The 24,609-nt window shown below is 54.5% G+C and carries 19 protein-coding genes and 1 pseudogene; 1 reads left to right on the top strand and 19 read right to left on the bottom strand.

Features of this window, described 5'->3' with window-relative positions; translation table 11 throughout:
* Nucleotides 1–99: 99 nt before the first annotated feature.
* The 13 genes and pseudogenes from U9M73_RS21995 to U9M73_RS22055 all read right to left on the bottom strand — a co-directional run bounded on the left by U9M73_RS21995 (nucleotide 100) and on the right by U9M73_RS22055 (nucleotide 15,621).
* Entirely contained in the window at nucleotides 100–375 is a 276-nt protein-coding gene (locus U9M73_RS21995) for a recombinase family protein (protein ID WP_323079294.1), read from the bottom strand.
* 380 nt (nucleotides 376–755) lie between these two features.
* Nucleotides 756–2,645 (bottom strand): IucA/IucC family protein, encoded by a 1,890-nt coding sequence (locus U9M73_RS22000; protein ID WP_323079295.1) that lies wholly within the window; start codon nucleotides 2,643–2,645, stop codon nucleotides 756–758.
* Entirely contained in the window at nucleotides 2,617–3,852 is a 1,236-nt protein-coding gene (locus U9M73_RS22005) for a type III PLP-dependent enzyme (protein WP_323079296.1), read from the bottom strand. Before U9M73_RS22005 ends, U9M73_RS22000 begins: the two co-directional genes overlap by 29 nt.
* Nucleotides 3,849–4,625 carry an HpcH/HpaI aldolase family protein gene (locus tag U9M73_RS22010; RefSeq protein WP_016313398.1) on the bottom strand — a complete coding sequence of 259 codons (777 nt, stop codon included), beginning with the start codon at nucleotides 4,623–4,625 and terminating at the stop codon, nucleotides 3,849–3,851. The genes U9M73_RS22005 and U9M73_RS22010 overlap by 4 nt, the downstream gene beginning before the upstream one ends.
* Nucleotides 4,622–6,403: an IucA/IucC family protein gene (locus U9M73_RS22015; RefSeq protein ID WP_323079298.1), complete on the bottom strand. Its 1,782-nt coding sequence runs from the start codon at nucleotides 6,401–6,403 to the stop codon at nucleotides 4,622–4,624. Before U9M73_RS22015 ends, U9M73_RS22010 begins: the two co-directional genes overlap by 4 nt.
* Nucleotides 6,378–8,120, bottom strand: coding sequence for an IucA/IucC family protein (locus tag U9M73_RS22020; RefSeq protein WP_323079299.1), 1,743 nt, complete (start codon nucleotides 8,118–8,120; stop codon nucleotides 6,378–6,380). The genes U9M73_RS22015 and U9M73_RS22020 overlap by 26 nt, the downstream gene beginning before the upstream one ends.
* A gap of 53 nt (nucleotides 8,121–8,173) precedes the next feature.
* Nucleotides 8,174–9,476: pseudogene (locus tag U9M73_RS22025) on the bottom strand (aminotransferase class III-fold pyridoxal phosphate-dependent enzyme).
* A gap of 27 nt (nucleotides 9,477–9,503) precedes the next feature.
* The gene (locus tag U9M73_RS22030; RefSeq protein WP_323079300.1) at nucleotides 9,504–10,520 is read right to left on the bottom strand and encodes an ATP-grasp domain-containing protein; all 1,017 of its coding nucleotides are present in this window, start codon (nucleotides 10,518–10,520) and stop codon (nucleotides 9,504–9,506) included.
* Nucleotides 10,521–10,896: 376 nt separating this feature from the next.
* A complete protein-coding gene (locus tag U9M73_RS22035) occupies nucleotides 10,897–11,676 on the bottom strand; it encodes an IucA/IucC family C-terminal-domain containing protein (protein ID WP_260069709.1) in 780 nt (259 codons plus the stop codon).
* On the bottom strand, nucleotides 11,645–12,466 hold the full coding sequence (locus U9M73_RS22040; RefSeq protein WP_323079301.1) for an ABC transporter ATP-binding protein: 822 nt from the start codon (nucleotides 12,464–12,466) through the stop codon (nucleotides 11,645–11,647). The genes U9M73_RS22035 and U9M73_RS22040 overlap by 32 nt, the downstream gene beginning before the upstream one ends.
* Nucleotides 12,467–12,480: 14 nt before the next feature.
* Nucleotides 12,481–13,524, bottom strand: a complete 1,044-nt coding sequence (locus U9M73_RS22045) for a FecCD family ABC transporter permease (RefSeq protein WP_323079302.1) — start codon at nucleotides 13,522–13,524, stop codon at nucleotides 12,481–12,483.
* The gene (locus U9M73_RS22050; protein WP_016313406.1) at nucleotides 13,521–14,534 is read right to left on the bottom strand and encodes a FecCD family ABC transporter permease; all 1,014 of its coding nucleotides are present in this window, start codon (nucleotides 14,532–14,534) and stop codon (nucleotides 13,521–13,523) included. Before U9M73_RS22050 ends, U9M73_RS22045 begins: the two co-directional genes overlap by 4 nt.
* 73 nt (nucleotides 14,535–14,607) lie before the next feature.
* Nucleotides 14,608–15,621: an ABC transporter substrate-binding protein gene (locus U9M73_RS22055; protein WP_036625198.1), complete on the bottom strand. Its 1,014-nt coding sequence runs from the start codon at nucleotides 15,619–15,621 to the stop codon at nucleotides 14,608–14,610.
* 233 nt (nucleotides 15,622–15,854) lie between these two features.
* On the opposite strand from U9M73_RS22055, the gene U9M73_RS22060 reads away from it, so the two are divergent.
* Nucleotides 15,855–16,949, top strand: coding sequence for a glycerol dehydrogenase (locus tag U9M73_RS22060; RefSeq protein ID WP_323079304.1), 1,095 nt, complete (start codon nucleotides 15,855–15,857; stop codon nucleotides 16,947–16,949).
* A gap of 231 nt (nucleotides 16,950–17,180) precedes the next feature.
* Here U9M73_RS22060 and U9M73_RS22065 read toward each other — a convergent pair whose 3' ends face one another.
* The 6 genes from U9M73_RS22065 to U9M73_RS22090 form a co-directional block, all read right to left on the bottom strand.
* The gene (locus U9M73_RS22065) at nucleotides 17,181–18,218 is read right to left on the bottom strand and encodes a protein-glutamate methylesterase/protein-glutamine glutaminase (protein WP_016313410.1); all 1,038 of its coding nucleotides are present in this window, start codon (nucleotides 18,216–18,218) and stop codon (nucleotides 17,181–17,183) included.
* Nucleotides 18,215–19,099: a CheR family methyltransferase gene (locus U9M73_RS22070; RefSeq protein ID WP_016313411.1), complete on the bottom strand. Its 885-nt coding sequence runs from the start codon at nucleotides 19,097–19,099 to the stop codon at nucleotides 18,215–18,217. The genes U9M73_RS22065 and U9M73_RS22070 overlap by 4 nt, the downstream gene beginning before the upstream one ends.
* A 62-nt stretch (nucleotides 19,100–19,161) precedes the next feature.
* A complete protein-coding gene (locus U9M73_RS22075; protein WP_323079305.1) occupies nucleotides 19,162–21,573 on the bottom strand; it encodes a methyl-accepting chemotaxis protein in 2,412 nt (803 codons plus the stop codon).
* Nucleotides 21,570–22,055, bottom strand: a complete 486-nt coding sequence (locus tag U9M73_RS22080; RefSeq protein WP_016313413.1) for a chemotaxis protein CheW — start codon at nucleotides 22,053–22,055, stop codon at nucleotides 21,570–21,572. Before U9M73_RS22080 ends, U9M73_RS22075 begins: the two co-directional genes overlap by 4 nt.
* Nucleotides 22,056–22,059: 4 nt before the next feature.
* On the bottom strand, nucleotides 22,060–24,081 hold the full coding sequence (locus tag U9M73_RS22085; RefSeq protein WP_323079306.1) for a chemotaxis protein CheA: 2,022 nt from the start codon (nucleotides 24,079–24,081) through the stop codon (nucleotides 22,060–22,062).
* 13 nt (nucleotides 24,082–24,094) lie between these two features.
* Nucleotides 24,095–24,532, bottom strand: a complete 438-nt coding sequence (locus U9M73_RS22090) for a chemotaxis protein CheW (protein ID WP_323079307.1) — start codon at nucleotides 24,530–24,532, stop codon at nucleotides 24,095–24,097.
* Between the last annotated feature and the right edge of the window lie 77 nt (nucleotides 24,533–24,609).

Consider the following 24,609-nt stretch of genomic DNA (forward strand, 5'->3'; position numbering starts at 1 on the left):
GGACAATAATAAAGACGCCTAGGAATTCTAAGGCGTCTTACGTTCATTTGAGCTTATTTCCGATCAATTTTTATATCAGTTTTACATCAAGGCTTTAATTTAGGTATCGTTAATCATGCGCTGGAAATCCTCGCGCTTTGTAACCTGAGTACCGGTTATGGCTTCATCTGCATAAATATCAACCAGCACCCAGTCGCTTCGTTTGCTAACGAGATCGGTGTAATAGGCGACTTGCGACTTGTAGCTGCTCAATTGCTCCTCGGTGTCGGTACTTACGCGAGCGTAAGGGGCGACGCGAAAAACATCCGATAACTTTCCGGCGTTGCGATCGGATATTTTCCTACTTGCTTTAATTACTTCTACTTCGAGAGCCATGATGTTGTCCCGGTAATCAAAGATACTGCCAGTAATTGTTTTATCATAGCGATTTGCATGCTGTACCGGATGAGTTTATGGTTCATAAAAACCTCCCAATAATCCAGAAAAGCTGAAAAACAGAGATGCGCAACAAACATTATCACGTGTGCGCATCTCTGTTTCCGCCTCTGTTTTGGTTGCTTCTCCTCCATTAACCCTATCCGGCGGACAGTGGTTAGCCGTCCTCATAGGCTTCAAACCTCTTCCAGGATCGCTGCAAGCCGCCCCCATTGCGCTGAACTGTGGCTGGACGGAAGTATCATTATCCCTCCGCATGGGTCTTCGCCTTAAATGGAACTGCAAGAAAATTACTTCCTTGCAGTCTAAAAACTTTGTTCCTACAACCGTCCTCTAAGGAAAGGATTATGCCCGGTTCCTTTTCCCGACGGCATCGCACCGGGCACCCCGTCCGCTTCCAGCAGCGGTCGAACGACCAGCTTCACCGGCCACTCTCCGCTCTCGAAGATCGCCCGGTATAGCTCGGCGCGGTCGCTTTCCGGCAGCCCCGCCCCTTGCAGCGCTTCTTTCCAGGCCTGCTCCGTGATCGTCCACAACCGGGACTCCGGCAGATCGTACGCGCAGGACAAAGCTTCCATGATCGAAGCCAGATTGACCTGCGTCCCCAGCGATTGAACGTAAAAAATCAGCTTGTGAATCGTCTCGTTGTACAGGCTGTTGGAATAGCCGGGCCGTATGCGGTACCCGGGATCGCCGATGCCGTGCTTATCGAGATACGGCTGATGCAGGCGCACCGAATCGTGGTCGCGGAGCAGCAGCCCCTTCACTTGATTGCGCTCCAGAACCAGGCAGCAGTTCTGCCCGTGAATTTCCGGGACGATTCCGATCTTGAACAGCCGCATCACCACGTCATAGAACAGGTGCGCAAGGTCGCTATAGAAGCTGAACACCTCTTCGCGGGAAAGCTCCTTGCCCAGGATTTCCGACAAAATATGCCGGCCTCCCAAATGGACGCCAAACGCGGACATCGGAATCACCTTGCGTTCCGCCTCAAAAAGCTCCGGCGGGTATAGGCGAAGCTGGGCGGCCAAATGGCGCGGATGGTCGTCGAACAGCCCCATCGATGCCGGCATGTATCCCCACCAGTGCCGCTCCTCGCATAGGAAAACCCGGCCCGGCAGTGTGTCGTCGCAAGCTATGGCCTGACGCAGCAGCTTCTCCCCGGCCAAGCCGTTCAGCAGCTTCACGACCGGCAAATAGCGGGCGGCGCCCAGCGACAGCACGCTGACCGGCAGCTTGAGCATCGCCACAGCGGCCACAGCGTTAACGTCCGCTCCGCTCCCCACCTCCACGATGGATGGCGGAGCAAGAGAACGCAAGGAGGAGGTGGCTAGAAATTCACCAGCCTCCGCATCCAGCACCACGATCGTCCCCTCCTCGATTTCCCGGATAAAGCGGGACAAAATCACCTGCTGAAGCTGCCACGGGTGCACAGGCAGAGGCACGTATTCGTCCGGCCTAAGCCCCCGCCGCTGCATCTCGTCCTCCACGGCGGCCCGCTGCTCAGCCGCAAGCAGATCCAGGCAGGACAACGGCCCTTCCGGGCACCCCCGTACGACCGAATCGGCGCGCACCGCTACCCAGCGCAGGCGGATCGGCTCCCCGAACTCCGCCGAATACTTCAGGCAGTCCTGCTCGGTAAACCCGATTTTCGCTTTGGCCGACGGATGGAACGGGCGATCGCGCAGCGCAGCGATTCGTTCTCCTTTGATAAACCACTCGTAAGCCGAGGACGGAGCAAACGCCAGCAGCCCCTCCGCGCATTCCGGGCTCAGGCTCAACGCAAGCTGCCGGGCCGCCACCTCCACGCCGGTCAAAAAGTCTGTAACCCCCGGATGGCTGTAGGCTTCCTCCGACAACACCGCACGCAGCACCGTTTTCGCCAGCTCCGCCGAAGAGTTGATGAAAGCCCAGCTTCCGTCGGACGCGCGTTTAAAAATCGGAGAATCCTGCACCCACTGAACGCCAAGCCTGGGGCTGTCTTCAACCAAAAACGCGATTTCCCCGGCAAAAATGCGAATCGCTCCATTATCGCCATACCCGCCGTATAACCGCCGGATCTGCTCGGGCGCGGCCGACAGCGTCCCGAAAGTCCCCTCATCCAGCCGGAAAAACCGCTCCGTCAAAAAGGCGTTCATCAAATCGCCGATAATCCGTAACTCCGCCGCCTGCCGTCCTGATTCAATTGTCCATGTTCGCATGGTATGCATGATCATTTCCTTCCGCTAAATAATAAAATTTCGGGTGCGGGTGCCCCAAAAAATCGTGGTGCGAGATCGTCCAGCAATAAGCGCCCGACTTCTCGAACACAACGATGTCGCCGACGCGCAGCAGCTCGACTTCGGCATCCGCATGCAGCCGGTCCTTGGGCGTGCAAAGCTCGCCGACTAGCGTCACCTTGCCCCGCCTGATCTCTGGCCTGGCGAAAGGATACGCCCAACGCTCCGCCGGCAAGATAGCAAATGGATGATTATGCCCCCAGGAAGCGGGCAGCCGGTTGTGGTGGGTCCCTCCCCTCAGCACAGCAAAATGCCGATCATGCGAAGGCTTGATATCGATCACCTCCGCGGCGTAATAACCGTGGTCTGCTACGAGAAACCGGCCCGGCTCGAACCACAACTGAACTCTGGCTAGCCTTTTTCTAGCTTCGCTTCGTGCGATCAGGGAAGTGAACAAGGCCCAGTCGAACGCCGGAGCGTCATCGTAAGGGACGCCAAAGCCACCTCCCGCGTTGACGATCTCAATGTCCAGACGGTAGCGTTCCATCCACTCTTCCGCTTTTCGCAAATACAGCTCGATCATTTCGGCATGCAGCTCCGCCCGCAAGTTGTTCGAGAGCGAGTGAAAATGAAAGCCGCATAACCTAACCGCGCCCCGCCCTTCTTCCCGTATAACGGCGATCGCTTCATCAAGCAGCTCCTCGTCCAGCCCGAAGGGGGTCGGACGGCCGCCCATCGTAATTTGGGTCTGCGGCAACGCGCTCGTTCTCAGGTTCATGCGCAGCAAAATCCGGACCGGCTCGCTCCGCCCTTGTGTAAGCCGGATCAGCCTTCTCAGCTCCAGCAGGCTTTCCACATGAATATAGGAAACATTATGCCGGATGGCCGCCTCCAGCTCCGCTTCCTTTTTGCCGGGGCCGCCAAACAGAACCGGAACGCTGCCGCTCACCTCCCTGACCTTGAGCAGCTCGCCGGCGGAGGCTACCTCAAATCCGTCGATCAGCGGCAGCAGCGCTTCGATAATGCGCCGGTCCGGGTTGGCTTTAATCGCGTAAAACAGCCCCGTCCGTTCCGGCATATACCGCCGCATCCTTCGCACATGCGCGCGAATGCCGCCCAGGTCATACAGATAAGCGCAAAACGGCTCCCGGCTTTCCGCTTGCAGCCTGTTGATCGCTTCCCGCACGTATGCTTTCATGTCCAATCTCCCATATCCCGGTAGTCGTTTCGCTTTTGCATATAGGCGCGAAACGCCGTATTTCGGTCATCTCCCAGCACATAAATGCGCACCCCGCGCTCCGCCCACATCCGCATTTCCTCCCTGCTTCTCGCAACCGCGGCGTACGGAACCCCGAGACGCTGCGCGGCCGCATGCAGCCGCTCCAACTCCCGCCGCACCTCCGGATGCCCGGTTTGCCACGGCAAGCCGAGGGATTGCGACAGGTCCGCCGCGCCTTCCAGCACAAACCCGATCTGCGGATGGGCTAAAATGTCCTCGCATTGCCTAATACCTTCCATGTTTTCGATCATCGGCACCACCATGACCGCTTCGTTGGCCTCCCGGATATACTCCGTCAGCGAATATTTGGCGAACGCACCCGGCCGGCCGCTATTGAGGCTGCGGCTTCCAAGCGGGTGGTAATACGCCCAGCGGACGGCTTCCTCGACCTGCTCCCGCCGCTCGACATGAGGGATGACGATGCCCTGCGCTCCGCAGTCCAGCACCTTCAAGATTTCGGAGCGGTTCACACCCGAAACGCGGACCAGCGGAGTCACGCCCATCAATTCGGCGGCGCGGATCAGCTCCTCGACGCTTTCCATGTTCGTAGAAGCGTGCTCGCAATCGATAATGACGAAATCGTATTCGGCATGGCCGATCATTTCCACGATCACGGGATGCGGAATGGAGACGAACAGGCCGAACACCGGCTGTTTACGGTTTATTTTCAGCTTAAGCGCATTGGGTCTCATAACGCCGCTAGACTCTCCCTCGCCAGCCGCAGCGGGTTGAGCGGTTTGCGGAAATACAGCTCGCCGTCGCCGTACAGCCTCCGCTTGGTCATCTCCTCCACCAACGCGTCGGTGCTAAACAGGTCATAGCCTTGAAAACTTTCCCCATACTCGGGATATTGCCGCTGGTATTCCAAGATGACCGCCGCGCACAGGCTCCAGAACTTCCGCTCCGCAAGCCCGAACGTCTCCAGGGTCCAGGCGATCTCGCTCATGCAGATGAAAAAGAACGCGTCATACACATAATCCCGCACTTCCGGCATCGTCTCGGCGTGGATGAACGAATACCGGTTGAATTTGCGGTGCGCTTCCGGCTCGGGATGCAGCTTCGGCGCCCGCTTCGGATGCCGCAGCCTGCCCGGGACAAAACGCACCCCGTCGTGCAGATCCTTGACGATGATCCGCTTCGGCAGCCCGTCCTTCAGCACGAGAATGATGTTCTGCGCGTGAGATTCCAAGGCGATGCCGTGCGCATACAGCAGATGGATCATCGGCAGCGTCAGCGTTCGGACGAGCGCTTCGCTCCAGGTTCCGATCCCGTGCCGCCGAACGGCGTCTTGGATGAAAGGCACGCCGTTTTGTTGCACCAGCGTCAGCGCGTTTAGCGGCCAAGCCTCCTCTTTGTCCCGCAAATGAACGGATACGTTCTCCCGCCAGATCGCTCCGAGCGAGCCGTAGGCGCTGCCGTACTGAACCGCGGGCAGCCTATCGTACCGGAAGGACACCCCCATAATTTCTTTAAGGATGCCGAATCGCTCACGCTGCAGCAGCTCGTCCTCGCGGATCAGGCCATCCAGCCAGTCGCTGATCAACGGGGCGTTTTGCGTCGTATGGTGCGCCAAAATGCGGCCGGTCGAGGTGTTGGTGATGCCAAGCGACAATTTGAGATAGGGAGCCTGCGGGTGCTCTCTGTGCGACAGCGTGCGGATCGATTGCTGCGCCCGGTATACTCCGTCTGACAACCCGAGCGGAATAAGCTCGCGGCTTTGCCGCTGGCGGGTGAAAACGGATTCGAGCCGATGCTCCCACTGCCAGGGATGGACGGGGATGAACGTATACAAGCTTCCGTCGCCCTCTTCCCGCAAAATCCGGCCGAACCGGTCCATATCTTGTTCCGTCAAATGCGGCCGGTACAAATCTTCCGCCGTAGAGCCCGCAGCCAGCGCCGTATCGGTCAGCTCCCGTTTGACGGCGACCCAGAACAGGCGGATGGGCTGATTGAATTCGGGACCGTACGCCAAATTGTCCTTCAGCGTAAAGCCGATTCTGGACTTGTAGCTGGGGTGGTAAGGATGCCCGTCTGTCATATGGCTTTCCAGCGCATCGTAGTGCTTGTCGCCGTCCGGGATGCGCTCCGGCAGCACGGCCCTGCACTGGCTGTCCTTGGCCAGCGTTTCCAGCAGTTCGCGGACAAACGAGCCGATCCGCTCTCCCTGCAGGCGGTTAAGCACCAGCTCCTCCAGAAATAGATGCAGATCGGCGCAGGGCTCCCCTGCTCTTCGGATGGATCCCTTAGCGATTTTCACCCGGCCGAACGAATATTTCTCCTCCGCCTCGCAGGTATAGACGACCGGCTGTCCGTCCGCGCCGATGCCGTGCGTGCGCCAAATCCCCCCGTTTTTCGCGTAGTCCAGGATGCCTTCGAACCATAACGCCTCAAGCGTCTGGCGCATCATTCTCTCCTGCACGTCGGCATAGCCCGCCGGTTTGTGGTCAGGCAAACGGATCGTAGTCTCCACATGGCTCACCCTCTCTTCTAAGCAAATTGTTCACTTCCACATAAGACGGCGTTTCGCCGTTACCCGCAAGACAGCTCAGCATATTCCGCTTGGCCCGAAACGTTTCGGCCGTCAGCAAATGCTTGGCGAAAGGATTAGCGCTTCTAGTGTATTCCCGCATTAGCATGTCGCGGGCGATTCCCCAGAACTGCTCTTCCGAAGCGTTCACGTCCCGAGCTATGGAATGAATGAGCAAGCCCAAATGGTTTACGAAAAAATAATACCCCGTCCTCTTCCAAGCCTCTTCCCTCGGATAGAACAGGGGACCGGGCGGGGACGGAGCCTCCTCCTCGTTCGCATGCGCCTTGTCGATTTCGACGCTGACGCCTTCCAGATCGCGGATGATGAAGGCGGCCGGCATGCCGCCTTGCACGGTGAGCAGCGTGTTCTGCAGATGGGCCTCGAAATGAATGCCTTGCTCCCCGGCGAGGCGCACGATCGGCAGCATCGACAGCTCCAGATAGCGCTCAAACCAGCGCTCGATGGGAACCTCGCCGCCGCCGAGCAGCGTCATGAGGCGCGACGGTTTTCCCGGCCGCGGCGCTTCCACCAGGCTGGCCAGCACATAGGTGCAAGATGGATCGAACTCGATCGGACGGTAGACAACCGTAAACTGCCGGGTCAGCTCCTCCTCCTCGAAGCGGCACGTGCCAATGCCCGTTTCGTAAGCGATACCCGCGGGCGAGTCCGGGCCGAATCCGCCCCGCCGCAGCAAATAGCGGGAAGCATCTAGCGTTCTGCGCATTTGCTCGCCGCTGTTGGTGCGGACTAAATTGGTAATTTGCATATTCAAAGGCAGCTTGATATTGCAGTTCATCTCGGGGATATAGACCGTGCGCACCGAAGTGGTCGGATAAGCGAGCGGCCCCAGGCTGCCTAAGGGGATCAATTTCCCGTCGCGGATATATTCGCGAACCTTGGCGAGGCCCAGCACGTGCCGGTATTGCCAAGGATGTACAGGCAGCGGGGCGTATTCGCCGCTTTGGCCGCCAAGGACGTGCCGCAGATGGTCCTGCACGCTTTCATGCGGCGGCACTTTTCCGCCCTCTGACACCCATTCCTCCCGGTACACATCCCTCCTTACGGCAAAATAGCTTAGCCGGAACGAGGAGCGCAGCTCCGGACTGTAAAGCAGCACATCCCGCTCGGTAAATCCGGACATGTTCTTGGGAAAAGGATGAAACGGATGCCCGTAAATCAGCGCCTGCTCCGACGAACGGTAGTCGAACACGCCATGCTCTGCCGCCCGTTCGATAAATAACGCCAGGTTGCGGCAGCTATTTCCGACTTGTTCCACAAAGCTGCGTTTCTTCTCCGCCGTAATCCATAGCCCGCCCGTTAACGGGCCTTCGTTCTCCGTAAGCTCGCCGACGATCCAGCGCACCAGCTCTTCGTACCCGACGGCGCCTTCCTCCCCGCTCCCGCCGAGCCAGCGCATACTGTGATATTCATGCTCTCCTGCGGCGGAATAATAAGCAAGCTTGCCGAAAACGGTAACCCCGCTTGCCGGAAATACTACGGCATAGTCCAGCGTGCGGGCATTCAGATCGATGTGCCTGCGTCTTTCGCGTCCCAGCTCGCGGATATAACAGTTCAGCAACAGCTTGCACGTATGCTCGTTCGCTTGCTTCAGGCTTTCCGGCCGAAGCTTGCTTTCCGTCCCCAACAATGATGCCAACCTTCTTTCCTGGAAAAATAAAATAGTCCAACTGCTTCACATATTAACCGCGCTCAGCATGGAGCGGACGCTACGGCGGCTGAGGCCAAAGCCTCCGCTACCGACCGCTCGAAGATGTCCAGCACTTCCTCCGTCTCCCGCTGGGTGATCGTAAGCGGAGGAAGAAAGCGGATAACGGCGGAGCGGCGGTCGCCAACCTCCACGATCAAGCCGTTTTGAAAGCAGCTTCGTTGGATGGCTGCAGCCAGTTCTCCATGCGGCGGATAGTGGCCGAGACGGTCCTTCGGGCCGGCGGTGTCGACCATTTCCACCCCGATCATCAGCCCGCGGCCGCGAACGTCGCCGATCGCCGCGTATTTTTCTTTCAGGGCGCCAAGCCTTGCCATGAACTGCTCGCCGCGTTTTTGCACGTTAAGGAGCACGTCATGCTCCCGGATATAGCGAAGCGTCGCCAATCCCGCGGCCATGGCAAGCTGGTTGCCGCGGAAGGTTCCGGTATGCGCGCCCGGCTGCCACACATCCAGCTCCTCCTTGTAGATCACCAGGGACATCGGCAGGCCGCCGCCGATCGCTTTGGAGCAAACGATGACATCCGGGACGATCCCGGCATGCTCGAACGAAAACATCCGCCCCGTGCGGCCGATCCCCGTCTGCACCTCGTCGATGATCAGCGGCAAGTTTCGTTCGGCCGTAATGCGTCTTAGCTCCCGCAGCCATTCCAGATCGGCGGGAATCGCTCCTCCCTCGCCCTGCACCGTCTCCACGATAACGCCGCAAGGCGCGGCGATGCCGCTTTCGCAGTCGTCGAGCAAGTTTTCGATATACCGTGCGCTCAGCTTCGCGGTCATCCCTCCGCCCATCCCGAACGGACAGCGGTATTCATAAGGAAAAGGCCGCCTGCGTCGAACCGTGATAGCCGCCATGGAAGGCAAGCACGGATTTGCCTTTGGTTGCATGTTTGACCAGCTTAATCGCCGCTTCTACCGCGTCGGCCCCGGTCGGGCCGCAAAATTGGATTTTGCTGCGATCCTTTAATTCCTCGGGCAATAACGAGAACACTTCCTCCATAAAATCCACCTTGAGCGGAGTGGCGAGATCGAGGGTGTGCAGCGGGATTTGCCGCTCAAGCGCGCTGCGGATCGCCTCCAGCGCCACTTCATGATTATGCCCCAGCGCCAGCGTGCCGGCGCCGGCCAGGCAGTCATAGTACGTCCGGCCTTCCGTATCCGTCACCGTGATGCCCTTCGCGCTGCTGATAACCAGCGGAAAATGCCGGGGATACGTGCGGGCATTGGACTCTTTTGCTTCCTGCCGCCTTAAATATTCGTTTTGTACATTGCGGACCTTTGCTGACATATCGGGCCTACGCTCCTTTATTCTCGTCTATCGATTCCAAGTAAGCGCCTCTTCAAACAGGTATTCCAAATAGATGCGGATGACATCGCGCGAAACGCCCTCATACGGAACAACATGGTGGATCATGTCGGGCAGCGCATTGACTTCCAGGATGCCGCCGGACGCCTCGGTGACAGGAACGGCGATATCCGGGCAGCGAATATCGATGCCGGCGACGTCAATCTGCAGCGCCTTGGCGGCTTCAACGGCCATAGCCGCGTTAGCCGGACAGATCAAATCCGTGCGGTCGGCATAAATTTCGCTGATTTCCCCGGCCGGAGCGTTGCGAATATCTTGCAGCTTTACCAGACATCCCGCCGGAACGATATCGTCTAGCGCCACGCCTTGCTGGTCCAGCGCCGCCAGCAAGCGCTTTGAATCGGTTTTGATTTCGGCAAACGCCTCGATCTCGCCGATCTCGCTTTGGCGGATTCGGGTTTCGTTCAGACGCCGGATCAGCTCCCTGAGCGATGAAGCGCCGTCGCCGGTCACAAAGGCAGGGCGATACTCGGTAACCGCCGCGATGCGGTAGTTGATCACCAGGACGCGATAATCCGCCCCCGGCACAAACCGCTGGAGCATAACCTTACCGCCATAGCTTCCCGCCCTTTGGATAGCCGTTTCAAGCTGCGGCACGGTCCGGACGTCCAACGTGACGCCGGCGCTGCCGCTTGCGTCGAGCGGCTTGACCGCAACGGACAAATGAGTTTGCAGGAACCGGACCGCTTCCGCCCCCGTTTCCGAAACGACCATATAAGGCGGCACGGGAAGCCCCCGTTGCGAGAGCAGCAAATTTGTAGCCTCTTTATTCTTGGCCAGCAGCCCGGCAATCAAGGACAGCCGATGCGATCTCGTTTTGTTGATCACGATGCTCCTGCCCTGATAGCTCAGCTCCAAAAAATCCTCGCACCCCGCAAGGAGCAGCCGGCAGCCGATGCCCATTTCTCTGGCTTTGTTGATCAGCAGCCGGTTAAGCGCATTTCGGCTCCCGGTCGGATACGTCAATGATAACCCCTCCTTCCTATCCGGCGAGCTTTGCCTTTGTTGACTTAAGGAGGGTTTGTGAAAGCCCGTCGGATTGTTTTGATGATAATGATAATCACTATCATTTATAAAACTATCTTACGTGACCTGATTTAAAATTGTCAATATTTATATTTAAAGGGAAAATATTCATCTTTTGCACAGAAAAGGAATGCGGAAGCGAAAGCCATCGGCCATGCGGGTTGCGCTAGACCGACGGCGCGGAAACGGCAGAACATGCTTTTTGATATGGCGGCAGGAAAGCCGATATTCATATTCTGACAAGGGGATTCTAAGCGGGTACCGATATCGTCGGCGTGGCAGTGATGTAGCGGTTATCTTTGATGGAGAAGGCGTATTAAGTCCGTTTGGGGCACGTCGAACAGTAATCGCCCGGCTCATCCGACGTCAAATAATAAAGGCAGCAGGTTTTACGCACTCTTAGCGGCTTGTCGTAACCGTCCCTGAACACTTTCGGACTGTCGAACCGCTTGAGCGGATTGCGGGATTCGCCGAACAGGCGGGGCGGCGCGTCGTGAAGCAAATAATGATAATCCTCTTTCATCCGCCGCTGTTGCTCGGGCCCCGCTCCTTCCGCAAATTTTTTCTCATACAACCAATAGACATAAATGGCCGTGTTTTCCCATAACAGCGCTTTGGAGATCCGCGCCGTTTTGGAAACGCCGTTCCATACCCGGGACAGATTACCGGCAAACATCCGTTCAAGGATCAGATCGCGCCATTCGCTGCGCTGATCCGCTTGCGGCTCGCTGGCCTGCCAGTCTTTCAGCCGCGCCTTGGGCAGCCAGGCCTGCCCCTGATAGCACGACTCGATCCAGCCGTTCTCCAGTTCCAGGTTCAATCCCTTATTGAAGCAAGACATCGCGTATAAATTGGAAGCGATAACGAGAAAGGCATACCGCTTGGCGAAAAGCGAGACGGCCGCCGACTGCGAGTCGGTCTCGAAAATGCCGCTTACGCCGCGAAAATAAGCCTCGCTTCTCTCCGGATTTAAAAGGTCGGTAAACGGAATGGAGAACGTCCGGTCGGCGGAAGGCTCTCGGGTTAAGCGGTACTCGTCGGACAGCACCTGAAATTCCTCCGGCTCAAGCCAGGTGGCCATAGCGTTGTTCTTCATGAACATTCCTGCCCCTTCCATGTGGAATGCACAGCGGTGTGCCAAACAGCGGATCGACAGCAATTTCGCAGTCCATCCGAAAGACGGTGCGGACCATCTCGCGGGTCACGATCTCCTCTGGCCGTCCCTGGGCGTAAATGGACCCTCCGTGGACCGCGACGATATGATGGGCGTAGCGGCAGGCCAAATTCAGATCGTGCAGAACCATCACAATCGTGCGACGCTCCTTCTCGTTTAATTCGAACAGCAAATCGAGGATTTCGATCTGATGGCTCATATCGAGGTAGGTCGTCGGTTCGTCGAGCAGCAACGTTTCCGCTCCCTGGGCGAGCGTCATGGCGATCCAGGCGCGTTGGCGCTGCCCTCCCGACAGCGCGTCCACCGGTCGGTCCGCGAGTTCCGTCAGGCGTGTGGCCTGAAGCGCCAGGCGAACCATCCGTTCATCCTCGCGCGACCATTGCTTCAGCCAGCTCTGGTGCGGGTATCTTCCCTGCCTGACGAGCTGGCTCACCGTCAAGCCTTCCGGGGAGGAAGGACCTTGCGGCAAAATGGACATCCGCTTGGCGATTTCCTTGCTCGGCAGCTTGGCGATCTCTTCCCCGCTCAGCAGCACCGTGCCCGAACGGGGCTTCTGCAGGCGCGCAATGGTGCGCAGCAGCGTGGACTTACCGCAGCCGTTGCTGCCGATCTGGACCGAGATTTGGCCTTTCGGTATCGTCAAGTTCAAATTTTCGATCACAGGCTCCGCTCCATAGGAGATAGTAAGGTCTTTCGCTTCCAAAATACTCACGGTTCTCCCCCTATTCAAAATTGGTTTCTGTTCTTAAACAGCAAGTACAAAAAGAAAGGCGCGCCCACTCCCGCCGTGAACACCCCGGCCGGAACATCCAGCGGCACAAATACGGTCCGTCCGATCAAATCGGCGCTGAACACAAGCAGAGCCCCGAGCAGCGCCGACACGAGCAGCACGCTGCCGAACATGCGGCCCGCCAGCTTTCTGGCGATATGCGGTGCGATCAGGCCGACGAATCCGAGGGTGCCGGCCACGGATACCGCAAATCCGGCGAGCAGCACGCTGCAAAATAGCAGCGCCAGACGGTGGCGCTGAACGGCAACGCCAAGCCCGGCGGCCAGGTCGTCGCCGAACGCCTGCGCATTCAGGCTGCGCGCAAGCCAAAGGGCCGGCGGCACGATAAGCACGATCACCGGCAGAATGGTGTAAACATCCGCCCAGGAAGCGCCGTATACGCTGCCGGTTAGCCAAATGTAAGCTTGCCCGGCGGTGTAGAACGGGCTTAGGATCAGCATAAACGTGGTGCCGGCGCCGGTGATGGCCGATATGCCAATCCCGATCAACACCAGGCGAATCGGCGTGACCCCCTCTTTCCAAGCCAGCGCATAAATGACCAGCGAAGCCGTAATGGCGCCGGCAACCGCGAACGCCGGCAGCAGCTTGATGCTGAGCGCGCCTCCCAGCAGCGAGACGAAACCGACCGCCGCCACCGCCGCGCCTCCGGTGATGCCGATGACATCCGGAGATGCGAGCGGGTTGCGGATGACCCCCTGCAGGATGGCGCCGGACATGCCCAGCGCCGCGCCGACAAGCAGGGACAGCAGCACCCGCGGCAGTCTCAGCGTGAGCACGACGAAATCATGCTCCCCGGCGTTTAGCCTCAAGATCGTCCGGAGCACTTCCAGCGGAGACAGGATGTCGCCGCCTAGGCTTGGTCCGGCCACAGCGGCGAGCAGAACCAGGACGGCTAGCACGGCAATGGCGAGCGCCGCCTTGCGCTCGATCAGGAAAGATACGGTATCTTTTTTGCTGCGAACCATGATCGTTTCCTTCATATCTTCGTCACCCCCTTGCGGGCGATATAGATGAAGAACGGCCCGCCAATCAAGGCGGTCACGACGCCAAGCGGAAGTTCGTCCGGCAGAATGACCAACCGGGCGGCTACATCGGACCATAGCAGCAGCACCGCTCCCCCTGCGAGCGAGTAAGGAATGAGCCAGCGATAGTCGTTCCCGACCAGGGCGCGCATCATATGGGGCACGATGAGTCCGACGAGACCGATCGAGCCGGCGACGGCCACCGAACCTCCGGCAAGAAGCACAATGACGGCCCCCATCAGCGTTTTGACCAGCACGACGTTCTGCCCCATGCCTTTGGCAATATCATCGCCGGTCAACATCAGGTTGATCGCCCGGCCCATGAAGAGAGCAGTTAGCACCGCCAAAGCCATATACGGCAGAACCGGATAGAGCATCTCCAGCGTCCGCCCGCTGACGGAGCCGGCCAGCCAGAACAGCACATCCTCTAGCCCCGTCCCGTCCAGAACGAGCACGGCCTGCGTGAAGGATGAGAACAAAGCCGTAATCGCCGTGCCCGCCAGCACGATTTTGATCGGCGTTAAGCCGTCCCGCCCGATCGAGCCGAGCGCATAGACGATCACCGCCGCAATCGCCGCTCCGGCAAAGCCGAACCACATCATCGCTTTTAACGAGGACACCGACAGCAGCACGACCGCCAGCACGATGAAAAAAATCGCTCCGGCGTTAATCCCGAACACACTCGGCGACGCCAGTGAATTGCGGGTCAATGCCTGCATGAGCGCTCCGGCAACCGCCAGGCCGGCCCCTACGACGGCGGCAATAACCGTCCGCGGCAGCCGCTCGGTATGCAGTACGATATGTTCGACGGATTCTTCGTCGTAATTCCTGAACGCCTCCACCGCCGTGGAAATCGTAATTTCCGTGCGGCCGAAGATCATGCTGGCGGCACATGACGCAACAAGCAGAACGAGCAGCGCCGCCAGCCCCAACAGCTTCGATTTCTCCCGTACAAACAGCGGAAACATTTCCTCACTCTTTCGTCTTCGTCATTTAAAATGCGGCAAAAAGCCTGCTCAAGGCAGGCCTTCCTGCTTGCGATTAATTCAGCTTGAAATATTCGTACAGATCGTCGAGCAGCATATTGGCCGTCTTGTAGCCGCCGGCGCTGTTCCACACCACTTCGTCCACCTGAACGAGCTTGCCGTTCTTAACTGCGTCCAGATTGGCCCATAGCTTGCTCTTCGTCCATTCCTCATAGTTTTTCTGAATCGCTTCGGTATCGGTGCCGGAATTGAAGTTGAAGATGATGTCGGCATTCATATCCGGGATGCTCTCTTTGGAAGCGAGTTGAACGCCCCAGATGTCTTGATCATGTCCGGGAGGTCTTGTAAAGCCAAGCTCTTTGAGAATTTTCCCCGCGTAGCCCATATAGAAAATCCGTACCTGATCAGCTCTGAAATTGGTGATCGTTACCTCGATCGGCAAGCGGTCGCCCATCTTCTGCTTGAAGTCGGCTACTCTCGCATCCCAATCGGCGAGCAACTGATCGGATTTGTCCTTGAGATTCAACGCCTCACCTGCCGTCTTCAGCGTTTCTTTCCAGTCAAAAAGCGTTTCCGTCATGACCGTCGGTGCGATTTGCGACAACTGTTCGTAAACATCCTCGTGCCGCGTCTTCGTGGCGATGATCAGATCAGGCTGAAGTTTATGTATCTCTTCCAGATTCGGCTGCGTCTCTTGACCGACGATCGCTACGCCCTCCAGATCGGCCCGCAAATATTCGTAGATAGGCTGCTGCACCCAGGATTCCACCACGCCGACCGGCTTCACTCCAAGCGAAACGGCCACATCGGTGGCTCCCTGGAACAAGGTTACGATCCTTTTAGGCGTTCCTTTGATCTCCGTTTCGCCCATGGCGTGCTTGACGACCCGGATCTCTTCCCCAGCCGCGTCCGTTCCGCCGCTCTTCGCTTGATTCGAATCGACGGCTGCGCCAGCCTGGCTGCCGGTATCGGAAGTCCCTTTTGCCGGTCCGCCGGCTGCGCAGCCGACCAAAGCGGCGATCATCAAAATAAGGATCATACTTAGAAACGTTTTGTTGAATTTCAACATAATTCCCCTTCTCCCCCTATTGTTTGTCCTAAATGATATTGAAACTCATTATCAATTAGGATTGTAATGGGAGAAGGGAGATTTTTCAAGCAATTTATTTAAAATTTTATAAACTCTTTTCTAAAGGGCGCCTTTCCCCGTCTGTTATGTTATTATGTTAAAAATGCATATTCTTCCAAGCGCAGGCGATATTAATGAAAGATGAATTTATAATGTTGCAGGAGGAGAGCTACATGGCAAACATCGTTTTTGTTTCACCCAACAAGTATATCCAAGGTCAAGGCGCTTTGCGGGATTTGGGGAAATACGTCAAAGCGTTGGGACGTAAACCGCTCGTGATCGCCGATGATGTCGTTTGGCGCATTACCCAAGAAACGGTGACCCAAAGCTTATCGTCGGAGCAGATTGAACATCATTTTGTTTTATTCAACGGCGAAGCCTCCGTTAATGAAATACGCCGTATTGCCGAGGAAGGACAAGCGCAATCGGTTGATTTTGTCATCGGGATAGGCGGAGGCAAAACGCTGGATACCTCCAAAGTCGTGGCGGATGAGCTTAAGACTAAAGTGGTGATTGTCCCGACAACGGCTTCGACCGACGCGCCGACCAGCGCTCTCTCCGTCATTTACAGCGACGAAGGCGTGTTCGAGTCCTACCGGTTCTTCAACAAAAATCCCGATCTCGTCCTGGTCGACACCGCCATCGTGGCCAAAGCTCCGGCCCGCTTGTTCGCTTCCGGCATTGCCGACGCGATGGCGACATGGATTGAAGTGCGCGCTACGGTCAAAAGCGGCGGCACCGCGATGTCCGGCGGGAAACCTAGCATCGCCGCGCAAGCCATCGCCAAGGCATGCGAAGAAACATTGTTCCAATACGGAATTCCCGCCTATAAAGCCGTGCAAAAAGGGTTGGTGACCAAGCACGTCGAAGCGGTGATCGAAGCCAATACGCTGCTATCTGGTCTTGGGTTTGAAAGCGGCGGCCTAGCGGGCGCGCATGCGATTCATAACGGATTGACGGTGTTGTCCGGCGAAATCCATCATTTAACGCACGGCGAAAAAGTAGCTTACGGAACGCTTGTTCAGTTGGTGCTTGAGCTTCACCCCGAAGAGGAGATCGTTAAGTACATTAACTTTTACCGGGAGCTCGGTCTACCGACAACTTTAGAGGAACTGCATTTGGAGAATGTGACTTTTAAGGAGCTGCTGAAAGTCGGCGAGGCCGCCACGGCGCCGAATGAAACGATGAACAACCTTTCCCGTGAAATCACGGCAGAACAAGTGGCCAACGCCATTTTGGCCGTGGATGTTTTAAGCAAACGGAATTGATGCGATTGTTTTCGTCCGCCGGAAATCCCGGCGGGCGAAAAATCACATTTTTATACGTACCGATCAACGTTGATCTTGAACGATTTCACTCCACTCCCGCCGAATCTGATGTATCGATTTGCTCCAATTTGCGGATGATTTCCTCGATTTCTTCAGGTGTGAGGATTTCCTTTTCTTTTTCCATATTTAGAACCTCCTTGCAATGTTACCGAGTCATGAACAGAAATCGTCCTAAATAAAAGATAGGATCTCTTGATAAATATGAGGCAAAGCGACTTGCCGGTCGGCGTATCCCGCCTCATAAACCACTTTAGGCATCCCATAGACGATACACGATTCTTCGGATTCAACGATCACATGACCTTGTTGCCGCTTCACTTCACCGCAGCCGATTAACCCGTCCGACCCCATTCCGGTAAGAATAACGGCCAACAAGCGATCGCGGTAAATCGGAGCTGCGGACTGAAGCGAAACATCAATCGACGGCTTGTACAATCTGCCGTCATCCTCTACGATTTTGAGAATCGTCTTTCCGTCATTTGTTTTTTGAAACAAGGCTTGATACCCCGCAGGCGCAATATAGATAACCCCTGGCTTCACAACATCGCCATCCTCCGCTTCTTTCACCTGCAAATTACAAATGGTGTTGAAACGGTCCGCCAACGGTTTGGTAAATCCCGGCGGCATATGCTGGATAACGACAATTCCCGCAGGAAAGTCGGTTGTAAACCGGGGCAGAATGGATTGGATAGCCGACGGTCCGCCTGTAGAGCATCCGATCATAAGCAGTTCAACGGCAGCGGCCCCCTTTCTCTTTTTTTCTGCCGCTATTTCTTTCGCAGACGCAATATGGTTTCTGATCGGCAATTTCGCGCTGGCGGCGGCCTTTACCCTCATCAGAAAATCGTCTATCATTTTCGGATCGATCGGGTCCTTGATCAAAGAGCTTTTCGGGAAAAAATCTACCGCGCCCAATTGCAACGCCGTTAGCGTTGCTTCTGCTCCTTTGCTGGTCAGTTCGCTCAGCATCACGACCGATACCGGATGATGCTTCATGATGAATTCCAAGGCGGTGATTCCGTCCATCTCCGGCATTTCCACATCCATCGTAACGACGTCCGGTTTGAAACGCTCTATCTTTTCGATGGCTTCAAGGCCGTTGCGGGCGATTCCCACGATAAAAAAATCAGGATCCTTCTCGAACAAGGTGCTGATCGCCTTCCTCATAAAGGCGGAATCATCGACGATGAGCACACCGTACCGACTCAATTCGCTTTGCCTCCCTGTGATAAAGTCTCGTCCAAATGATGAACTCCCGAATCATTGCTCCGCTTTCGGTAGTAAAATGTCGAATGAGCATGAATCGTCTCGAAATTGGTGTTCATGCCTGTGAGCGTTTCGGCATGTCCCAGAAATAAATAGCCCCCCGGATTTAATAAACGGTCAAACTTCGCTATGACCCGTCGCGTGGCTTCCGAATCGAAATAAATGAGCACATTTCTGCAAAAAAGGATATCGACTTTTTCGACCGGCGCCAAATCCTGGTCATTTAAGAGATTCGCATACCGGAATTCAATCCTGTCTTTGATGAAGCCCTTGATTTGAAATCCATCATCTTGCGGAATAAAATACCTGTCCAACATCTCCTTAGGAGTCCGGCGGAAGCATAACGAATTCTTAGGGTACCACCCGCGTCTTGCGATTTGCAGAACCTTTCGATTAATGTCGGTTGCAATGATATGTACAGACTTTAGCGGTACAATGCCTGATTCTGCGATGGTCATCGCCAAGCTGTAAGGTTCTTCTCCCGTGGAGCACGCGGCGCTCCAAATCCGAATACATTTTTTATCACGGAATTGGGGAAGAATCACATGGCTCAATTCATTGAGCTGACTCTCTTCACGAAAAAAATAGGTTTCGTTGTTCGTAATGAGTTCAACAAGGTGATCCCATTCTTGCGGGTTCCTTGTTAAGCATTCGATGTACTCCCCGAACGTCATATTCAGACCGGATAGTCTCTTTGAGACTTTCGAGGCCAGTAGCGGAAGATTGTCCAAGTAATTCAGTCCGCAAAGATCATAAATCATTTGCGCCAAATCTTTGAGGCGCATCTTATGATCCTGAATTTCGCTTAAGTACTCCATATTCATTTCATCTTGCAACTCCTATATGAGCAGCTCTTGGACTAAGCCTTTAGCGTCCTCTCCATGGTTCATATTAAAATACGAAGTGAATTTTTTATTGTGGAAGATTGGTCTGCCAATTCTCTCGCCACTGCAACCATTCTTCCCACATCTTGAATATTCCGCTCAGCAGCGCGCTTTGCTTCGGATATCGCCTTTTCAAGGTTGTTTGTTTCTTTCGTTTGAAATTTCGCCGCTTCCGTAATTTCGGCAGCCTGTTTTGTAAGGTTACCGACAACTTTTACAATATCCTGTCCGTGTTTTGCTTGTTCCACTGTAGCTGCAGTAATCTGACGCACTTGTTCGCGGGCATTCACGACTCCCTTGATGATCTCTTCAACGCCGATGGCCTGCTCCTTCGCCGCCTGCGTCACCATCGCGGCCTGACTTGCTACATTTTCCACCGCTCTTACGATATTTTCACCTTGCTTAGCCTGTTCGCCCGTCGCTACAGTGATTTGCCGCACCTGTTCGCGAGCGTTCACGACACCTTTAACGACTTCTTCGACGGCAGCGGCCTGCTCCTTCGTCGCCTGCGTCACCATCGCTGCTTGACTTGCTACATTTTCCACCGCTCTTACGATATTTTCACCTTGCTTAGCTTGTTCGCCCGTCGCTACGGTAATTTGATGCACTTGTTCACGGGCGTTCACGACTCCCTTGATGATCTCTTCGACGCCGATGGCCTGCTCCTTCGTCGCCTGCGTCACCATCGCTGCTTGACTTGCTACATTTTCCACCGCTCTTACGATATTTTCACCTTGTCTGGCCTGTTCGCCGGTCGCTACGGTGATCTGGCGCACCTGTTCACGGGCGTTCACAACGCCTTTCACGATTTCTTCGACGCCGGCGGCTTGTTCCTTCGTCGCCTGCGTCATCATCTCCGCTTGATTGGTTAATGCGCCTACGGCTTTAACAATCTGTTCGCTTCCTTTAGCCTGTTCAACGGTGGCCGTCGTAATTTGTCTGATTTCGTTCGTAATTTTCTCGACTCCGGTTACGATTTTTTCGATGGCTATGCCTGTTTCATCCGCCAATTTATTTCCTTGTTCGACTTTGACCATGCCGATTTCGATCGCTTTAATGGCATCGGTTGTTTCGCTTTGGATCCCTTTAATTAATTGGGCAATTTCCTTGGTGGCTTTTGCGCTCCTTTCAGCGAGTTTTCTCACTTCATCGGCCACAACTGCGAACCCTTTTCCGTGTTCGCCCGCCCTCGCAGCTTCAATTGCGGCGTTAAGCGCCAGAAGGTTGGTCTGCTCGGCAATATCATCGATCACTTCAATGATGCTTCCGATTTCTTCCGAACTTTTTCCCAAATTGCTCATGACGCCGGAGGCCTGCTTAACGACGCTCGCAATTTCTTTCATTCCCGCGAGGGACTGACTAACCGCCTTTTGGCCATTTTGGGCATCCGTTTGAACCTGGCTTGTCAGTGAATTCACGTTTTGCGCATTTTGAGCCACCTGTTCAATCGAGGCCGCGATTTGCTGAATCGAAGCGGAGGTATCACCGGCGATTTGCTCCAACTCATCTGCATTGGCAGCAATGCCGCGAATCGATTTACCCATCTGCTCAATGGAGACGGAGATTTGTTCAACCGAACTTGCCGTGCTTGCAGCATTTCCGGCAACCTGCTGAATGGAAGCGACCATCTCCTGGATCGCATTCGAAGTTTCTTCCGCCGAAGCGGTCAAGCTCACCGCATTATCGGCCACGCCTTTAATCGATTGCCCCATTTCTTCAATCGACGCGGAAATCTGCTCTACCGAGCTTGCCGTACTCTCGCTGTTCCCGGCTACTTGCTGAATGGAAGCGACTATCTCCTGAATGACGTTCGATGTTTCCTCTGCCGAAGCGGTCAGGCTCGCTGCATTGCCGGCCACGCCTTTGATCGATTGCCCCATTTCTTCAATCGATGCGGAAATTTGCTCTACCGAGCTTGCCGTACTCTCGCTGTTCCCGGCTACTTGCTGAATGGAGGCGACCATCTCCTGAATGGCATTCGATGTTTCTTCCGCTGAAGCGGTCAGGCTCGCCGCATTGCCGGCCACGCCTTTGATCGATTGCCCCATTTCTTCAATCGACGCGGAAATTTGCTCTACCGAGCTTGCCGTACTCTCGCTGTTCCCGGCTACCTGCTGTACGGAAGCGACCATCTCTTGGATAGCCTCCGAGATTTCACTGGCGGAAGCCGCCAGACGATCTGAATGGTTACTTACCCCTTGAATGGATGTCGATATCCCCACAATAACGCCGGATGTGGATTCCATGCCTGACGCCTGCTGGCTGGTCCCATAAGAGATCTGTTCCGCAATTGCGGCCAGATCCTGCAAATTTTGTTCTAACCTTTTGGAATCGGCGATAGCCGCTTCAATCGTTTCGGAAACGCCTGCGGCTCTCATAAATTTGTAAGCCATGTTTTTCTTCAAAGTGCTCATAGAACGTTCTCCTCCTTATGATCAATTTCACGGATGATAGAATTCATTTCCATGATATCTATCAAATGTTCCAGATGAAGCAAAACGATGAGACGATGATCCATTTTGCAGATGGCTCGCATATAAGCCGTTTGTGCGGTCACAAGCGTGTCGGGAACCGGCTCCAAGCTGTTTTCATCGATCCGCAGCACCTCTTTCACTTCATCGACCAATAACCCGATCGCTCTTTCTTGGAAGCGGGTTATCATAATGCGCTGTTTTTTCGACTTCACCGGTTCTTTCAAAAATTGAATTCTAAGATCGACGACCGGTATGACTTCCCCGCGGAGATTAATCACTCCGACGATCGATTTTGGCGCTTGCGAAATCGGGGTGATGGCAGGGACAAAAATGATTTCATATACATCCGCAATAGGAAGCCCGAATTCCTCCGTTTCGATTCGAAAGGTAACCAATTGCTGGATTTGTTGGGGAGCTGTCAACGGATCATCCCTCCCGCACATTCAAAAGTTTGGATTCGATAGACTTAAGGTTATTTGCCGCTTTGAATATGCCGGTTACATCCAGGATCAACGCTACGCTTCCGTCGCCCAGCACCGTTGCCCCCGAAACGCCCTCGACCTGTCCGACATAAGAACCGATCGATTTGACTACAATTTCTTGGCTGCCGATCAATTCATCAACAACCAAGCCGAGCCGTTTTTCCGCCAGTCCGACAACGACGATAAATACATGTTTTGTTTTTCTTCTGCCGCCGGGCATGCCAAACAGATCGTGCAGAGCGATGAGCGGAACAATTTTTTCTCTGATTTTGACAACAGCTTGTCCCTTAACGGAGTGGATTTCTTTGTGCGATATACGAACGATTTCGATCACACTGTTCATAGGCAAGGCAAAAGTCGTTTCCTGCAGCTTAATGAGCAGTCCCCGAAGAATAGCTAAAGTGAGAGGCAGCTTAATCGTGAATTTCGTCCCTTCGCCTAAACGGGTTTCCACATCGATTAATCCGTTTAATTTCTCGATATGATTGCGGACAATATCCATCCCGACTCCGCGGCCGGATATATCACTGACAGAGGCGGCTGTCGAAAAACCGGGAAGAAAAATAAGTTGAATCAATTCCTGCTGAGACATCGTTTCGGCTTCTTGCGCAGTAATCAATTGTTTGCGTATGGCGGATTCTTTTACTTTCTCCGCGTTGATTCCCGCCCCGTCATCCTCTACCGTCAGCACCACTTGATTTTCTTGATGGGATGCCCTAATTTTGATCATCCCTTTAAGGGATTTCCCTAGTTTTTTTCTAACTTCCGCTTCTTCGATACCGTGGTCTACGGCATTTCGGATCAGGTGAATCAACGGATCGCTAATTTCCTCGATGACAGTCCGATCCAGTTCGGTTTCTTTCCCTTCAAGCAGCAGATTCACTTCCTTGTGCAACGTTCGGGATAAATCGCGCACCATCCTTGGAAACCGGTTGAATAACCGCTCGACGGGAAGCATTCGCGTCTTCATCACGGATTCTTGAAGTTCTCCGATTAGTCGGCCGACATGATTGGAAATCAGCTCCAAATCATCGATCGTTTCATCCGAAGCGTAACGATCGCGCAACAAATTTCCGACTTGGGCGATTCTTGTCTGGTCGATGACCAATTCGCCGACCAGATTCATAATGCTATCCAAATGTTCCACATCGACGCGAATCGTTTGTCCTATTTTCTTCTCTTCTTTGCTGTTCGGGCCGGGGATCGGGTTTTGTTGCCCCGCCTCCTTGTCGGCATCTGTCCGTGGCATGAAAGCATCGGCCAAGGCCAAGTTCTCATCTGAAAAAGGCGCCACTTCAGCAGCTTCCACATCCATAAGCTGGCTCAACGAATGCTCTAGGTATTCGGAATCCCCGTTCGTCTCGACGATATAGGAAACTTCATGGAGATTACTTTCCTCGATGACGCTGTCCAATTCCGGTTCCGTCGAAATAACGTCTCCCCATTTCTTAAGATGATGCAGCACAAGGTGTGCCCGAGGAAGCTTCATCTCGCAATGCTCGGATAAACGAACTTTGCAAATCCACTTTTTTAAGCTCTGTTTTTTGCTTTCCAACATCCCGCTTTTCGATTCGAAGGTCTCTTCCGTCCCATTGCCCAATAGCCGCAATTGCTGCACGATCGCATCGATATTGGTTTTTGTAGCCCCTTCCTGTTCAATTTCCCTTTTCAACCCGTTTAAATAATCCAAGCATTGAAATAACACATCCACAACCTGCTGCGTCACCGGCAGAAGCTGATTTCGGATCTTGTCTAAAATATTTTCCATTTCATGGGTCAGTTGCTTCATTTCCTCGAAACCCATCGCCGCGGACGAACCTTTTAATGTATGAGCAATCCGAAAAATGTTTTGTATGATTTGCGGCGACTCGCCTTGCTGTTCCAAATTCAGAAACTCGATCTCCAGCAATTGGAGCAATTCTTCCGCTTCAGACAGGAAGACTCCCATCATTTCCGAACGATTCATACGGGTTCCCCCCTTACCCTACAAGAACATGTTCTAAATTTAAGATGCCGATCAGCCCCTCTTCCGACTGGCCAATCCCTTCAAAATAACTGCCGTCAACTCCGGAAACAATTTCGCTAGAAGGCTGGATATCGGCAAACTTGATCACTTGCTTCACTCCATCTACAACGATGCCGATCATTTCTTCGTTATAATTCACCACGACGATTCTCGCTTTAGGAATGACGGGCGCCTCTTTCAATTGAAATCTTTTACGCAAGCTGATGATCGGCACTATTCTCCCCCGAATATTCGTAACGCCTTCCAAAAAAGTCTTGCTGTTAGGGATGGCCGTGATTTTTTGCATTTTGATAATTTCATAGACTTCAGCAAGCTTTAGAGCGTATTTTTCCGCGCCCAGTTCAATCACGATGTACTGGTCTTGATGCTGCTCTAGCTGTGAAACTTCCACTTGTTTACACCCCCTTAGGGATATGGAATAGCTGCTAAATAAAGTCATGTACATTTTGCGACATACGATGTACAATT

The organism is Paenibacillus phoenicis (assembly GCF_034718895.1).
GTDB lineage: Bacteria > Bacillota > Bacilli > Paenibacillales > Paenibacillaceae > Fontibacillus > Fontibacillus phoenicis.

Excerpts from the sequence above, each read along its gene's own strand:
- U9M73_RS21995 (WP_323079294.1), bottom strand. The coding sequence starts at position 375 with ATGGCTCTCGAAGTAGAAGTAATTAAAGCAAGTAGGAAAATATCCGAT.
- U9M73_RS22000 (WP_323079295.1), bottom strand. The coding sequence starts at position 2,645 with ATGCATACCATGCGAACATGGACAATTGAATCAGGACGGCAGGCGGCG.
- U9M73_RS22005 (WP_323079296.1), bottom strand. The coding sequence starts at position 3,852 with ATGAAAGCATACGTGCGGGAAGCGATCAACAGGCTGCAAGCGGAAAGC.
- U9M73_RS22010 (WP_016313398.1), bottom strand. The coding sequence starts at position 4,625 with ATGAGACCCAATGCGCTTAAGCTGAAAATAAACCGTAAACAGCCGGTG.
- U9M73_RS22035 (WP_260069709.1), bottom strand. The coding sequence starts at position 11,676 with ATGAAGAACAACGCTATGGCCACCTGGCTTGAGCCGGAGGAATTTCAG.
- U9M73_RS22045 (WP_323079302.1), bottom strand. The coding sequence starts at position 13,524 with ATGAAGGAAACGATCATGGTTCGCAGCAAAAAAGATACCGTATCTTTC.
- U9M73_RS22050 (WP_016313406.1), bottom strand. The coding sequence starts at position 14,534 with ATGTTTCCGCTGTTTGTACGGGAGAAATCGAAGCTGTTGGGGCTGGCG.
- U9M73_RS22055 (WP_036625198.1), bottom strand. The coding sequence starts at position 15,621 with ATGTTGAAATTCAACAAAACGTTTCTAAGTATGATCCTTATTTTGATG.
- U9M73_RS22060 (WP_323079304.1), top strand. The coding sequence starts at position 15,855 with ATGGCAAACATCGTTTTTGTTTCACCCAACAAGTATATCCAAGGTCAA.
- U9M73_RS22070 (WP_016313411.1), bottom strand. The coding sequence starts at position 19,099 with ATGAATATGGAGTACTTAAGCGAAATTCAGGATCATAAGATGCGCCTC.
- U9M73_RS22075 (WP_323079305.1), bottom strand. The coding sequence starts at position 21,573 with ATGAGCACTTTGAAGAAAAACATGGCTTACAAATTTATGAGAGCCGCA.
- U9M73_RS22085 (WP_323079306.1), bottom strand. The coding sequence starts at position 24,081 with ATGAATCGTTCGGAAATGATGGGAGTCTTCCTGTCTGAAGCGGAAGAA.